This window comes from Ectothiorhodospira lacustris (genome assembly GCF_022227785.1).
GTDB classification, from domain to species: domain Bacteria; phylum Pseudomonadota; class Gammaproteobacteria; order Ectothiorhodospirales; family Ectothiorhodospiraceae; genus Ectothiorhodospira; species Ectothiorhodospira lacustris.
In genome coordinates, this window is the sequence record NZ_JAJNQM010000003.1 from 15,844 (window position 1) to 30,396 (window position 14,553).

Sequence of the window (14,553 nt, forward strand, 5' to 3'; positions counted from 1 at the left end):
CCATCAATGTTACTTGATGTCTTCCTTGATGCGGGCAGCCTTGCCGGTACGCCCACGCAGGTAATACAGCTTGGCGCGGCGCACGGCGCCACGACGCTTCACTTGGATCTCGGCCACGACCGGGCTGTAGGTCTGGAACACGCGCTCCACGCCTTCGCCATGGGAGATCTTGCGCACCGTGAAGGCGGAATTGATGCCGCGGTTGCGCTTGGCGATGACCACGCCTTCAAAGGCCTGCAGACGCTCGCGGCTGCCTTCCTTCACCTTCACCTGGACGACAACGGTGTCGCCTGGCGTGAAATCGGGCACCTCGCGGTTCATCTGCTCGGCTTCCAGTTGCTGGATGATGTTGCTCATGTTTCGACCCCTGTCAGTCACTGCTCGGCGCGGCCTGCGCGTCCGCCAGCTCGCGTTGATATTCTTCCAGCAGGCGGCAGTCCGCCTCGCTTAATTCCAGTTGTGCCAATATGTCGGGCCGCCGTTCCAAGGTTCGACCCAGGGCCTGCTTGCGACGCCAGCGCTCGATTCGGCCATGGTCGCCGCAACGAAGCACCTCCGGTACGCCCAATCCGTCCACCACCTCCGGCCGGGTGTAGTGAGGACAATCCAGCAGTCCCTGGCTGAAGGAGTCCTGCATGGCGGACAATTCGTCCCCCAGGGCCCCGGGCAAGAGCCGGGCGCAGGCATCGATCACCACCATGGCCGCCAACTCGCCACCGGACAGCACGTAGTCACCGATGGACCATTCCTCGTCCACTTCCAGCCGGATCAGCCGTTCATCAATACCTTCGTAGCGGCCTGCCAGCAAAATGACCCTTGGCAGGGTTGCCAGCTGCCGCACGCCGGCCTGATCCAGAGGCCGCCCCTGAGGGCTCATGTAGATCACCCGGGCCGGTACCTCGTCATCGGCCCGAGCAGCCCAAATGGCCTGCCGCAGGGGTTCTACCTTCATCACCATGCCGGGACCACCCCCGTAAGGGCGATCATCCACGGTCCGATGCCGGTCGTGGGTGTAGTCCCGCGGATCCCAGCAGTGGACGGACAACAGTCCGCGTTCGCGGGCGCGGCCCGTAATGCCCCAGTCGGCTACCGAGGCAGCCCACTCGGGGAACAGGCTGATGACATCGAATCGCACCGTGGCGGGCCTAGAAATCCGGATCCCAGTCCACGCGAATGATACCTGCCTCCAGATCAATCTCCAGGATGACCTGATCCCTGACGTAGGGTATCAGACGTTCCCGATCACCACTCACCACCAGGACATCGTTGGCGCCGGTCTCCATGAGGTGATCCACCCAGCCCAGACTGACGGCCTCCAGGTTGATCACCTCAAGCCCGACCAGGTCGGCCCAGTAATACTCGCCTTCCGGCAAGGGCTCCAGCTGTTCCGGACGAATGCCGATCGGAGCACCGACCAGTACGGCCGCTGCGTCGCGATCGTCGATGCCTGTCAGCTTGGCCACCACACCCTTACCATGGGCCCGGCCGGACTCCACACTGAGGACTCGCCACTCGCCGTCAATCTGGATGGACAGCGGGTTATAGGCCAGGATGCCCTCACGGGGCTCGGTCTCGGAAAACAGCTTGACCCAGCCCTTGACGCCGTACACCCCGGCAATGCGTCCCAGTATGATCCAGTCCGGACGGTTCATCTGCGGGGCGACTCGAACGGGCCGTCGCCTCAGGCGGCGGCAGCGTTCTGCTTGGTGAATTCCTTGATCAGCCTGGCGGCACGGTCGGAAGCCGCAGCGCCCTTGGACAGCCAGTGCTCCACGCGCTGGGTATCCAGGTGCAGACGCACCTCCTGACCACGGGCCACGGGGTTGAAGTAGCCCACACGCTCAATATAGCCGCTGTCGCGGCGGCTGCGGGAGTCGGTCACCACGATGTGGTAGAAAGGCGCCTTCTTGGCGCCGCCGCGAGCCAGTCGAATCGTTACCATCTGCTGTTAGCCCTGCTTGTCTGGTATCGTTTGGGGGACATGCCCCGGAAAAACGCGCCATTATACACGCGCATCGTCAAGGCACAAGCTTCAGAAGGGCAAACGCCCCCCCGGCATACGTCCCTTGAGGGATTTCATCATCTTACTCATGCCGCCCTTGGAAAACTGCTTGACCATCTTGCTCATCTGCAGGTGCTGTTTGAGCAGGCGGTTCACATCCTGCACCTGGGTCCCGGACCCGGCGGCGATGCGCCGCTTGCGTGAGCCCTTGATGATATCCGGATTGCGCCGCTCTTTGGGGGTCATGGAGTTGATGATGGCCACCATGCGCTGCAGATCCTTGTCATGGGACTTGTTCTTGATGGCATCGGGCAGATCACCCGCCCCGGGCAACTTCTCCAGCAGTGAGCTCATCCCCCCCATCTTGGACATCTGACCGAGCTGATCCCGCAGGTCTTCCAGATCAAAGGTCTTGCCCTTCTTGATCTTGCGGGCCAGCTTCTCGGCCTTGTCCTGATCCACCTGACGGGAAGCCTCTTCCACCAGGCTGAGGACATCCCCCATACCCAGGATGCGGGAGGCGAGGCGGTCGGGATGGAAGGGCTCCAGGGCTGCGGTCTTCTCCCCCATGCCAAGGAACTTGATGGGCTTGCCGGTGATATGACGCACCGACAGGGCCGCACCACCCCGGGCATCACCATCAGCCTTGGTGAGCACCACCCCGGTGAGCGGGAGGGCGTCATTGAAGGCCTTGGCGGTGTTGGCGGCATCCTGGCCGGTCATGCTGTCCACCACGAACAGGGTTTCGGCGGGATTCAGGCGCTCGTGCAGGCGACGGATCTCATCCATCATCTCCCCGTCGATGTGCAGGCGACCGGCGGTATCCACGATCAGCACATCCTGGTGCTGTCTGCGGGCCTGCTCCAGGGCGGCGGCGGCAATATCCAGGGGGGCCTGACCGGCCTCGCTGGGAAAGAAGTTCACGCCCACTTCGCCGGCCAGGGTCTGCAGCTGCCGGATAGCGGCGGGACGGTAGACGTCACAGCTGGCTACCATCACCTTCTTGTCCTGACGCTCCTTGAGCCAGCGCGCCAGCTTGGCCACGGTGGTGGTCTTGCCCGCTCCCTGCAAGCCGGCCATGAGGATCACCGCCGGCGGCTGCACATTGAGCTTGAGGCCGTCATTGGCTTCGCCCATGACCTTGATCAGCTCGTCGTTCACCACCTTGACCAGGGCCTGGCCCGGGGTCAGGCTGGCCAGCACCTCCTGCCCCACCGCCCGCTCCTTCACCCGGGCAATGAATTCACGCACCACCGGCAGGGCCACGTCTGCTTCCAGCAAGGCCTTGCGGACCTCACGAATGGTGTCCTGGATGTTCTCCTCGGTCAGGCGAGCCTGGCCGCGAAGGCGCTTGATGGTGCCCTGAAGGCGTTCTGAAAGGCTGTCAAACATAGGCTTGGGAGCGCCGCGGCGCCGCATGCAACCGGTTGGAAGGGTCAGGGATTATATCGTGAAAATATCACCACTGCAGAGCCGCAGCAGATCACGCCCGGTGACCTGGGCCTCCAGCGCCTCAAACACACCGTCTTCTTCACCGGGCTTGAGATGGGTGATACCGACACGAGGCGCATGGCGCAGCTTGGCAAGATCCTTTGCCAGCAGCGACGGACAGTAATGTCCGGCTCGCTGACCCAGAGCCTGATCCCGATCAGGGAAAGCACATTCCACGAACAGCAGATCCAGGGCATCATGGGCGTTGAGGGCATCCCAGAAGACGTCGTTGCTGGTGGTATCACCGCTGAAGGCAAACGCCACCCCGTCCCGCTCCACCCGGTATCCTACCGCCGGCACCGAGTGGGCCACCGGCAGCATGTCGATACGACGCCCGTCCAGATGGAGGGGAATATCAGGCACCATGGCATCGAACTGCACCACCGGGCGCTCCCGCTCCGGCAGCTCGAAGAAATCCGGCCAGATCTGCCAATTGAAAATGTGATCATGGATAATGTGCATGCAATCTGCGCGGGCATGGATCACCAGCGGCCGGGACTGAAGCCGACTGAACAGGGTATCCACCAGCAGCGGAAGGCAGGCAATATGATCCAGGTGGGTATGCGTGATCAGCAGATGCCTTATCCTGGCCATGGCTTCCAGGGAAAGATCACCCACCCCGGTACCACAGTCGATGAGGATGTCGTCATCGATCATGATGGAAGTGGTACGACGGCCGTCGCCAATGCCGCCGCTGCAACCCAGGACCGTGATCTGCATGCTCCTTGCGCACCTTGCTGGACCAGAACATTGGACCCGATCGTAACACGCTGTCCGCAGGGACCGATATCAAGATTGATCCCTTCACCGAGAAGGGAATTTATGCAATGATTCTCAATTGAAATCTAAGGTTTGGTGCTCATAAATGTTCGTAGCCGCCATCGGATTTATCACCACCGTGCTCTACTTCACAGGGGGCGCCCTGCTCATGCAGCGGCTGCGCAAGGGTTCCGGTGGCGCCGCGCCGCCCGCCCGGGGCAAGATACTCCTGTTTTCCGTTTGGGGGGGTGCGGTCGCCCTGCACGCCCTGCTGCTCTACCTCCACATATTCAGTGCCAACGGCACCGGCATGGGGGTCTTCAGCGTGGTCTCCATGGTGGCCTGGCTCATCGCCTTCTTCCTGCTGGTGGCCTCCATCCGCTACCCCATTCATATCCTGGGGATCCTGCTGCTCCCCTTTGCCGGGGTCACGGTCTCCCTGGAACTGGCCCTGGCGGGCGACCTTCACACCACCGCCGCCGCCGACCCGGGGCTTCGCGCCCACATGCTGCTGGCCATGATCGCCTTCAGCCTACTGACCATTGCCGCCATCCAGGCCGCCCTGTTGACCCTGCAGAACTACAGCCTGCATAACCATCGCCCCGGCGGGCTGATCCGCGCCCTGCCGCCGCTGTCCACCATGGATTCCATGCTGTTTCATGTCATCGGCTGGGGCTTCATCTTCCTGACTGCCGCCCTGTTGACCGGCCTGTTCGTGCTGGACGACCTCTTTGCCCAACACCTGGCTCACAAGGTGGTGTTCGCCATCATTGCCTGGCTGATCTTCGCCGCCCTGCTGATCGGCCGCTTCCGCTTCGGCTGGCGAGGCCGGCTCGCCGCCCGCTGGACCCTGATCGGGTTTGCCCTGTTATTCGTGGCGTACGTGGGCAGCAAGATGGTCCTGGAAATGGTGCTGGGCCTCTGACAAGACCGACGACTGCCCCCCGGCGGCCCGGGCCACACGGCCTCGGCCTGCCGTCCCGGGGCATTTCCCCCTTGACATCCCCCTGATCCGGCACGTGTAATTCCACAGGTGTGCAATCCCCCCGTGGTACCGGACCTCCCTTGGAACAAATACCCTTAAGTGTACTGGCCATATTGCTGGTGACGCTGTTCTTGTGCTCCGCCTTTTTCTCCGGCTCCGAAACCGCGCTGATGTCGCTCAACCGCTACCGCATGCGCCATCTGGCCCAGGCCGGACACGGCGGCGCCGGCCGAGCCCAGCGGTTGCTGGACAAGCCGGACCGACTCATCGGCCTGATTCTGCTGGGTAACAACTTCGTCAACATCATCATCACCCAGTTAGCCACCTACATCGGCTTCCGGGTCTACGGCGATGCCGGCATCGCCATCGCTACCGGACTACTGACCCTGGCCCTGCTGGTCTTCGCCGAGGTGGCCCCCAAGACACTGGCGGCCTTGCACTCGGAGAAGGTGGCCTACCCGGCCGCCTACGTCTACACCCCCCTCATGGTCGTGGCTTACCCCCTGGTGTGGACGGTCAACCTACTGTCCAACACCGTCCTGCGCCTGCTCGGCGTGCGCGCCCAGACCCGTGCTCAGCACGCCCTCTCCAGCGAGGAGCTTCGGGTTGCCGTGAATGAGGCCGGCGCCCTGATCCCGGCCCGGCATCAGCGCATGCTGGTGAACCTGCTGGATCTGGAAAAGGCCACCGTGGAAGACATCATGGTGCCCCGTAACGAGATCGTGGGCATCGACCTGGAAGATGACTGGGACGAGATCACCCAACAGCTCATCCACAGCCAATACACCCGGCTGCCGGTGTTCGAAGGCAACGTGGACAACATCCTGGGCTTCATCCATCTGCGCCGGGTCCTGCCCATGGTCTACCGCAATGAACTGGCCCCCGAACAGTTGCGCGAGTCCCTGCGACCTCCCTATTTCATTCCCGAGGGCACCAACCTCAATCGCCAGCTCCTCAACTTCCAGCGGGAGAAACGCCGCATCGGCCTGGTGGTGGATGAATACGGCGACATTCAGGGACTGGTCACCCTGGAGGACCTACTGGAAGAAGTAGTGGGCGAATTCACCTCGGACCCGGGCGCCATCACCCCGGAAGTCCTCCCCCAGGCGGACGGCAGCTACCTGGTGGATGCCACCATCCACCTGCGTGAACTCAACCGGCTACTGGGATCCCACTTCCCCCTGGACGGCCCCCGCACCCTCAACGGGCTGCTGCTGGAACACCTGGAAACCATCCCCGATGCCAACATCAGCGTCCTCATGGATGGCTACCCCATGGAGATCGTGCAGGTGAAGAACAACGCCATCCGTACCGTGCGCATCAGCCCGCGCCTGCCGCCACACCCGACGGGGCAGGACTGAACCGCCCCATGGCCAAGCCCAGGACCCAATACCAGTGCACCGCCTGCGGGGCACTGTCTCCCAAGTGGAGCGGCCAGTGCCCGGACTGCGGCGCCTGGAATGCGATGGAGACCGCGGTCTCCGCTCCAGCCGCCGCCGTCGGCAGCCGTTTTGCCGGCTACGCCGGCATCGCCGCCCCACAGGTTCGCCGCCTGGGCGAGGTCACCGGTGGCGGACAGGCCCGTACCAGCACCGGCATCTCCGAACTGGACCGGGTGTTGGGCGGTGGACTGGTGCAGGGCTCGGTGGTCCTGATCGGCGGCGACCCGGGCATCGGCAAGTCCACCCTGCTGCTGCAGACCCTGGCCACCCTGCCCGACCTGCGCAGCCTCTATGTCACCGGCGAGGAGTCACCGGAACAGGTCTCCCTGCGCGGACACCGTCTGGGCCTGCCCTGTGATGACCTGCGTCTGCTGACCGAGACCTGTGTCGAGCGCATCACCACCCACGCGCAACAAGAGCGCCCCCAGGTGATGGTGGTGGATTCCATCCAGACGATCTATTCGGAACAACTGCAGTCTGCCCCCGGCTCGGTCGCCCAGGTGCGGGAGAGTGCCGCCGTCCTGGTACGCTACGCGAAGCAGACGGGGACCGCCCTGTTCATCGTCGGTCATGTCACCAAAGAAGGCCAGATCGCCGGCCCCCGGGTACTGGAGCACATGGTGGATACCGTACTCTATTTCGAGGGTGATCCGGGGGGACGTTACCGGGTCCTGCGGGCGGTCAAGAACCGCTTCGGTGCGGTCAATGAGCTGGGCGTGTTCGCCATGCTGGAAACAGGCCTCAAGCCGGTCACCAACCCTTCGGCCATCTTTCTGTCCCGCCACGAAGCCCCCGTCTCCGGCAGCGTCATCATGGTCACCCGCGAGGGGACCAGGCCGCTGATGGTGGAGGTCCAGGCCCTGGTGGCCGAGAGCCACGCCCCGCAGCCCCGCCGCATCACCGTGGGCCTGGAGCAGAACCGTCTCACCATGCTGCTGGCGGTGCTCCATCGCCATGGCGGGCTGGCCCTCTATGATCAGGATGTCTTCGTCAACGTGGTCGGTGGGGTCAGGGTCACCGAGACAGCGGCGGACCTGCCCATGCTGCTGGCGGCCCTGTCCAGTTTCCGCGACCGCCCCCTGCCCCACGAACTGGTGAGCTTCGGCGAGGTGGGACTGGCCGGCGAGATCCGCCCCGTCCCCAACGGCGAGGAACGCCTGCGGGAAGCCGCCAAGCACGGCTTTACCCGAGCCATCGTGCCCATGGGCAACGCGCCCCGAAAGCCCATCGACGGCATGGAGGTGATGTCTGCCAAGCGCCTGGGTGACGTGCTGGACTGGATCTGATCCGTCCCAGGACAAGCAAACTCACCGCCGGGCTTTCCCGCCCCGCCGGATTCCTATAAGTTAGCAGCCTTTCAGGTACATCCCCTTTCAGGCAAGGATCAGAAGTGATGGCGAAAAAGACGCCCCCGCCCACCGACCCCGCCGCCTTCGAGCAGGATCTGGAGGCACTGGAGGCACTGGTCGCCCGCATGGAGCAGGGGGAACTGAGCCTGGAGGCCTCGCTCAAGGAATTCGAACACGGCATCGCCCTTACCCGCCGGTGCCAGCAGGCCCTGACCCAGGCTGAACAGAAGGTCCGCCAACTCACCGAGAGCGGCACCGATATCGACTTTGACACGCCGGGCCAAGGGTCCGATGAGGAAGGAGAACGCTGAGTGGAGTCACGCATTTCCGAACTGCAGCAACGGTTTGAAAACGCCCTGGCCGGTTGGCTGCCGGGGGATGCCATCCTCCCGGCGCGCCTGCACGAGGCCATGCGCTACTCGGCCCTCAACGGCGGCAAGCGCATTCGTCCCATCCTGACCTACGCCACCGGCACCGCCTTGGGCGTCCCCCTGGAACGTCTGGATGGCCCTGCCTGCGCCGTCGAACTGATCCACGTCTACTCCCTCATCCATGATGACCTCCCGGCCATGGACGACGACGACCTGCGCCGCGGTAAACCCACCTGCCACAAGGCCTATGACGAGGCCACCGCAATCCTGGCCGGTGACGCCATGCAGGCCCTGGCCTTCCAGATCCTGGCCGGGGACCCTGCCATGGTGGACGATCCCAGGGCCCGGCTGCGCATGATCGAGCACCTGGCGCGGGCCTCCGGCTCACGAGGCATGGTCGGCGGGCAGGCCATCGATCTAGGCTTCGAAGGACAGACGCCGGATATCGCCCAACTGGAGAACATGCACATCCACAAGACCGGCGCCCTGATCCGGGCCGCAGTGATGCTGGGTTTCAGCAGCTGCCCGGGGGTGGACGAGACGCTGGCCGGCAAGCTGGACTGCTTCGCCAAGTCCATCGGACTGGCCTTCCAGATCCGTGACGATATCCTCGACATCGAAAGCGACACCCAGACCCTGGGCAAGACCCAGGGGGCGGACCAGGCCTTGGGCAAGGCCACCTATCCGGCGATCATCGGCCTGGAGGCGTCCAAGCAGCAGGCCCGGGAACTGGTGGATCGCGCCCTGGACAGCCTCACGGATCTGGATGAAGGCGCCGACCTGCTGCGTTGGATCGCCCGCTACATCATCGAACGCATCCATTGAGCCACCGCCGCGGCACCCAGACCCTGCAGGTTTCGGCTTGCGTGGCTGGGCGCCCCCCCGGATAATGCACTTTTAGCCGGTCGACAGTGAAATGACACAAACCGTTTCGTACCCTCTGCTGTCTCGCATCCATTCGCCGGAAGACGTGCGCAAGTGCTCGCTCAACGAGCTCCCCGTACTGGCGGACGAGTTGCGCGCCTTCCTGCTGGAATCGGTCTCACGCACCGGCGGTCACCTGGCGGCCAATCTGGGCACGGTGGAACTGACCATCGCCCTGCACTACACCTTCGCCACGCCGGAAGACCGACTGGTCTGGGATGTGGGTCATCAGAGCTACACCCACAAGATCCTCAGCGGTCGGCGCGATGCCATGCATACCCTGCGCAAGAAGGATGGCCTGGCCGGCTTCCCCAAGCGGGAAGAGAGTCCCTACGACGCTTTTGGTGTCGGTCACTCCAGCACCTCCATCGGCGCAGCCCTGGGCATGGCCCTGGCGGCCCGCCAGAAAGGGGAAAAACGTAAATCCATCGCCATCATCGGTGACGGCGCCATGACCGCCGGCATGGCCTTCGAGGCCCTCAACCACGCCGGAGATGAAAAGGCCGACCTGCTGGTCATCCTCAACGACAACAACATGTCCATCTCGGCCAATGTGGGCGCGATGAACCGCTATCTGGCCCGTCTGCTGTCCGGCCCCATCTACTCAACCATGCGGGAAGGCAGCAAGAAGGTCCTGGAACACATGCCGCCCATGCGCGAGTTCATGCGCCGTGCCGAAGAGCACGTCAAGGGTATGATCATCCCCGGCACCCTGTTCGAGGAATTGGGCCTGAACTATTACGGCCCCATCGACGGTCATGACGTGGTCAGCCTGGTCAAGATGCTGCGCAACCTGCAAGCTATGGACGGGCCGTTGCTGCTGCATGTAGTGACTCACAAGGGCCGCGGCTACGCCCCGGCGGAAGAAGACCCCTGCACCTACCACGGCGTGGGCAGCTTCGATCCGGAACAGGGCATCCAGAGCGGCAAGAGCGGCGGCGGCACCCCCACCTACACCCAGGTCTTCGGTGACTGGCTATGCGACCAGGCCGCGGCCGACGAGCGCATGGTGGCCATCACCCCGGCCATGTGCGAAGGCTCGGGCATGCGGACCTTCGCTTGCAAATATCCGGAGCGCTACCACGACGTGGGTATCGCCGAACAGCATGCCGTCACCCTGGCGGCCGGCATGGCCTGCGAGGGCCTCAAGCCGGTGGTGGCCATTTATTCCACCTTCCTGCAACGTGCCTACGACCAGCTGATCCACGACGTGGTGCTGCAGGACCTGCCGGTGTTGCTGGCCATCGACCGGGCCGGCGTGGTGGGTCCCGACGGTCCCACCCACGCGGGCAGTTTCGACCTCTCCTTCCTGCGCTGCATCCCCGGCATGGTCATCATGACCCCCTCCGACGAAAATGAATGCCGCCGCATGCTGTCTACCGGCTACCTGCTGGATCAGCCGGCGGCGGTGCGCTATCCCCGCGGCAAGGGAACCGGCGTGACTGTCGACGAAGGTCTGATCCCCCTGCCCTTGGGCGAGGCCGAAATCCGCCGCAAGGGCAAGGACGTGGCCATCCTGGCCTTCGGCACCCTGCTTACCCAGGCCCTGGAAGTAGCCGAACGCCTGGATGCGACAGTGATCAACATGCGTTTCGTCCGTCCCCTGGACGAAACCCGGGTGCTGGAAGCCGCACGCCGCCATGGCCTGATCGTCACCATTGAGGACAATGTGGTCGCCGGTGGCGCCGGCAGTGCCGTGGCCGAGTGCCTGGCACGCCATGACGTGGCCGCCCGCCTGCTCCACTTGGGCCTCCCCGACCGCTTCCAGAGCCATGGCACCCGCGAGGAACTCCTTGCCGATGCGGGGCTGGACGCGGCAGGCATTGAGGCCGCCATCAAGGCACGCCTGTGATCAGCCGGCTTGTGCCGCTCATGACAGTCGCGTAATATCCGACAAAACTGGTAAACAATAGTCCGCCGTGCCCAAATATACACTCAAGGTGCTGACCGATTTCGCGTCGGCACATACACTCCGTGATTATCCGGGGAACTGTTCCCGCCTGCATGGTCATAACTGGAAGGTCGAAGCCGAAGTGGAGGCCACGGTGCTGGATCCCCTGGGCATGGCCGTGGACTTCAAGACCATCAAGTCGCTGGCAAGAGAGATTGCCGGCGAACTGGATCATACCTATCTCAACGATCTGGCACCCTTCCGGGACGTGAATCCCACGGCCGAAAACATTGCGGCCTGGTTCTTCCGGGAGATGGCTGCCCGCCTGAACGCACCGGGCGTCCGGGTCAGCGCCATCACCCTGTGGGAGACCGAGCGGGCCTGCGTCCGCTATACGGAAGCGTAGTCAAAGGACACCGTCATGAGCACACCCCTCTCCCCGGCCCGCACCTCGGCCATCCCCGACGTGCAGTCCAGTGCCGATACCCGGCGCATCCCCATCAACAAGGTGGGCATCAAGGACATCCGCCACCCGGTACGAGTGCGGGATCGCACCGGCAAGGAACAGCATACGGTGGCCTCCTTCAACATGTACGTGAACCTGCCCCAGGACTTCAAGGGCACCCACATGTCCCGCTTCGTGGAGATCCTCAATACCCACGAATACGAGATCACCGTGGACTCCTTCAAGAGCATGCTGCATGAGATGGCGGAGCGCCTGGAAGCCGCCACCGGCCACATCGAGATGCGCTTCCCCTTCTTCGTCAACAAGGCGGCACCGGTATCCGGCGTGCAGAGCCTGATGGACTACGAGGTCACCTTCATCGGCGAGATCAGTGACGGCAAGCCATGCATGAACATCCAGGTAGTGGTGCCGGTCACCAGCCTCTGCCCCTGCTCCAAGGGCATCTCCGAATATGGCGCCCACAATCAGCGTTCCCACGTCACCGTCAACGCACGGGTGGAACAGTTCGTCTGGGTGGAGGAACTCATCGACCTGGTGGAATCCCAGGCCTCCTGCGAACTCTACGGACTACTCAAGCGCCCGGATGAGAAGCATGTGACGGAACGGGCCTACGACAATCCCAAGTTCGTGGAAGACCTGGTGCGTGACATTGCCATTCGCCTGAATGCGGATGAGCGGATCAGCGCTTATTCCGTGTCCTCGGAGAATTTCGAGTCCATCCACAACCATTCCGCCTACGCCCTGATCGAGAAGAACAAGGCAGGCTAGCAGGGGCATGGCCATGCCCCTGCTTTCATGGACGCATGGCCCTACCTACCCTTCGCCCCCGGGACTAAACTCCTGCTCGATCCGCTCCAGTACCGCCGCAGCCTCGTTGGCGGAGAGGGCCTGCCCGGTCTGTGAGCGTGGGATCACTCGCACCCACTCACCCGCCTGCCGCAGATGGATCTGGTACTGGGTATCCGACCGTAACCTGGCACTCTCTCCGGTACTGAACAGGCGACTGAGGAACCCACCACCCCGGCGCTCATGGGCCTCCGGCCGGAAGGTCACGTAGTACACGCCTTCACTGCGATCCTGGTCATCCACCAGCAGGGCGGCACGATCCAGCAACACCCCCATGCGGCGCCACAGTCCGGCGAACTCTCCCCGAACCTCCAGGGCCATTTCTCCGTCCGTCTCACTCAGGCGAAGGCCTGGGGTGAGATCGGGAGCCCGTCCCAGCGCCTCGGCGGCCTGCTCGGGTTCCAGCCCCAGATGCACCATCAGGCGCACCAGCATCTCGGCCTCGGCTTCCGGATCGGAGGGGCGGACGCGCCAGCGCACGATGTCTTCCCGCTCGGCCACCTCCTCGACACTGCGGTGACTGACAAAGATCGCCGTGCCGGAATCACCTTGGGGCTCCACCCGCATGCGGTACTGATCCCGAGTGCTGGCATCATAGAAATCCCCGAACAGCCTTCCCAGCAAACCGCGTATACCGCCCTGCATGGGGACCTGAGCACGGGCCTGGAACCACTCGGTTTCCAAAATCCCGAGCACCGGCTCCTCCCGGTTCAGGGGCAACGCCTGAGCCTGGAAAAAGGCCCGCAGCTGGGGCCAGAGATCCACAGGCGACGTGTCTTGCACCTCCAGCCAGCGCACATTGCCTTCACGCCGAAGCTGCAACGTGGCCGCATCCACCAGGACCGGCGTCCGGACCTGGGTGATGGGCGCGTCCCCCCGTACCGGCCGGCGGTCATCCAGGGCACTCGCCCTGGTCGCGGTCTGATCGGGAATACGGAAGCTCGGATCCACGTTCGGGGCCACCAGATCAGGCGGGATCTCCAGGGCACGGGTTTCTTGACTGTCGGCATGACCGTCGCGGGAGCCAAGGCTCCCGCAGGCAGTCAGTACCATGACGGCAGTCAGGCCCGGCAGCAGTATCCAGGCCTTGGCCATAATGCGGTATGTCTTCATGCAGGATAGGTACTCAAAGGTATGCCGGCGGCCCGCAGGGCTTCCCGCAGGGGCTCGCGCAGGTTTTCGGACAGGGGCGTCAGCGGTAGACGAATCCCCTGGGGGATCAGTCCCATCTCGTGCAGGGCCCACTTGACCGGAATGGGGTTTGACTCCAGGAACAGTGCCTCGTGCAGCCCCTTGACGGGGGCATCGGCGGCAACAGCGGCCTCCCTGTCACCGGCCAGTGCCGCGGCACACATGTCGTGCATGGCGCCCGGTGCCACGTTGGCCGTGACCGAGATGACGCCTTTGCCGCCGGCCAGCATGAATTCCAGGCCGGTGGCATCGTCACCACTATACAGATCCAGACGGTCCCCGCACCGTTCCAGCAGGAGGCGAGCCCGCTCAAGGTCACCCGTGGCCTCCTTGAGGCCGACGATGTTGGAGATATCCGCCAGGCGTTCCACGGTTTCAGGCAGCAGGTCCACGGCGGTACGCCCGGGAACATTGTAAAGGATCTGGGGGATGGGCACCGCATCGGCGATGGCACGGTAGTGACGGTACAGACCTTCCTGGGTGGGCTTGTTGTAATAGGGGGTCACCAGCAGGCAGGCATCGACGCCCATCTGCATGGCCACCCGGGTGAGGTCGATGGCCTCGGCCGTGGAATTGGCCCCGGTACCGGCAATCACGGGCACGCGACCGGCCGCAAACTCCATCACCAGACGCAGGACCCGGCAGTGCTCGTCCACATCCAGGGTGGCGGACTCCCCGGTCGTACCCACCGCGACGATGGCGTCGGTCCCCTGACTGATATGGAACTCCACCAACCGCTCCAGCGCCGATTCGGAGATGAAGCCATCCTCCTCCATGGGTGTGACCAGTGCCACCATGCTGCCGTGAAACATCGAAACCTCCGCGCTGAATGCAAG

At 63.8% G+C, this 14,553-nt stretch carries 16 protein-coding genes; 8 read left to right on the forward strand and 8 right to left on the reverse strand.

Annotated features, from left to right (window positions below; genetic code table 11):
- Positions 1-9: 9 nt before the first annotated feature.
- The 6 genes from rplS to LQ952_RS01055 form a co-directional block, all read right to left on the reverse strand.
- The gene (gene rplS, locus LQ952_RS01030) at positions 10-357 is read right to left on the reverse strand and encodes a 50S ribosomal protein L19 (protein WP_238620690.1); all 348 of its coding nucleotides are present in this window, start codon (positions 355-357) and stop codon (positions 10-12) included.
- 13 nt (positions 358-370) lie between these two features.
- Positions 371-1,135: a tRNA (guanosine(37)-N1)-methyltransferase TrmD gene (gene trmD, locus LQ952_RS01035; RefSeq protein ID WP_238620691.1), complete on the reverse strand. Its 765-nt coding sequence runs from the start codon at positions 1,133-1,135 to the stop codon at positions 371-373.
- Between the two features lie 10 nt (positions 1,136-1,145).
- Entirely contained in the window at positions 1,146-1,652 is a 507-nt protein-coding gene (rimM, locus tag LQ952_RS01040) for a ribosome maturation factor RimM (protein WP_238620692.1), read from the reverse strand.
- 29 nt (positions 1,653-1,681) lie between these two features.
- Entirely contained in the window at positions 1,682-1,942 is a 261-nt protein-coding gene (gene rpsP, locus LQ952_RS01045; protein ID WP_238620693.1) for a 30S ribosomal protein S16, read from the reverse strand.
- Positions 1,943-2,032: 90 nt separating this feature from the next.
- Positions 2,033-3,394, reverse strand: coding sequence for a signal recognition particle protein (gene ffh / locus LQ952_RS01050; protein WP_238620694.1), 1,362 nt, complete (start codon positions 3,392-3,394; stop codon positions 2,033-2,035).
- A 51-nt stretch (positions 3,395-3,445) separates the two neighbouring features.
- A complete protein-coding gene (locus tag LQ952_RS01055; RefSeq protein ID WP_238620695.1) occupies positions 3,446-4,213 on the reverse strand; it encodes a 3',5'-cyclic-nucleotide phosphodiesterase in 768 nt (255 codons plus the stop codon).
- Positions 4,214-4,358: 145 nt separating this feature from the next.
- On the opposite strand from LQ952_RS01055, the gene LQ952_RS01060 reads away from it, so the two are divergent.
- From LQ952_RS01060 to folE2, 8 genes are all read left to right on the forward strand, one after another.
- Positions 4,359-5,177 carry a cytochrome C assembly family protein gene (locus LQ952_RS01060; protein WP_238620696.1) on the forward strand — a complete coding sequence of 273 codons (819 nt, stop codon included), beginning with the start codon at positions 4,359-4,361 and terminating at the stop codon, positions 5,175-5,177.
- A gap of 140 nt (positions 5,178-5,317) precedes the next feature.
- Positions 5,318-6,598 (forward strand): HlyC/CorC family transporter, encoded by a 1,281-nt coding sequence (locus LQ952_RS01065; protein ID WP_238620697.1) that lies wholly within the window; start codon positions 5,318-5,320, stop codon positions 6,596-6,598.
- A gap of 8 nt (positions 6,599-6,606) precedes the next feature.
- A complete protein-coding gene (gene radA / locus LQ952_RS01070; protein WP_238620698.1) occupies positions 6,607-7,965 on the forward strand; it encodes a DNA repair protein RadA in 1,359 nt (452 codons plus the stop codon).
- 107 nt (positions 7,966-8,072) lie between these two features.
- Positions 8,073-8,339, forward strand: coding sequence for an exodeoxyribonuclease VII small subunit (locus LQ952_RS01075; protein WP_238620699.1), 267 nt, complete (start codon positions 8,073-8,075; stop codon positions 8,337-8,339).
- Positions 8,340-9,224 (forward strand): (2E,6E)-farnesyl diphosphate synthase, encoded by an 885-nt coding sequence (gene ispA / locus LQ952_RS01080; protein ID WP_238620700.1) that lies wholly within the window; start codon positions 8,340-8,342, stop codon positions 9,222-9,224.
- A 91-nt stretch (positions 9,225-9,315) separates the two neighbouring features.
- Positions 9,316-11,175 carry a 1-deoxy-D-xylulose-5-phosphate synthase gene (gene dxs / locus LQ952_RS01085; protein ID WP_238620701.1) on the forward strand — a complete coding sequence of 620 codons (1,860 nt, stop codon included), beginning with the start codon at positions 9,316-9,318 and terminating at the stop codon, positions 11,173-11,175.
- A gap of 67 nt (positions 11,176-11,242) precedes the next feature.
- Positions 11,243-11,620 carry a 6-carboxytetrahydropterin synthase QueD gene (gene queD, locus LQ952_RS01090; protein ID WP_238620702.1) on the forward strand — a complete coding sequence of 126 codons (378 nt, stop codon included), beginning with the start codon at positions 11,243-11,245 and terminating at the stop codon, positions 11,618-11,620.
- Positions 11,621-11,635: 15 nt separating this feature from the next.
- Entirely contained in the window at positions 11,636-12,448 is an 813-nt protein-coding gene (gene folE2 / locus LQ952_RS01095) for a GTP cyclohydrolase FolE2 (protein WP_238620703.1), read from the forward strand.
- Positions 12,449-12,493: 45 nt separating this feature from the next.
- On the opposite strand, the gene bamC is transcribed toward folE2, so the two are convergent.
- Positions 12,494-13,639 (reverse strand): NlpB/DapX family lipoprotein, encoded by a 1,146-nt coding sequence (gene bamC, locus LQ952_RS01100; RefSeq protein WP_238620704.1) that lies wholly within the window; start codon positions 13,637-13,639, stop codon positions 12,494-12,496.
- Complete coding sequence (gene dapA / locus LQ952_RS01105; protein ID WP_238620705.1) at positions 13,636-14,529, reverse strand: 4-hydroxy-tetrahydrodipicolinate synthase; 894 nt, start codon at positions 14,527-14,529, stop codon at positions 13,636-13,638. The genes bamC and dapA overlap by 4 nt, the downstream gene beginning before the upstream one ends.
- Between the last annotated feature and the right edge of the window lie 24 nt (positions 14,530-14,553).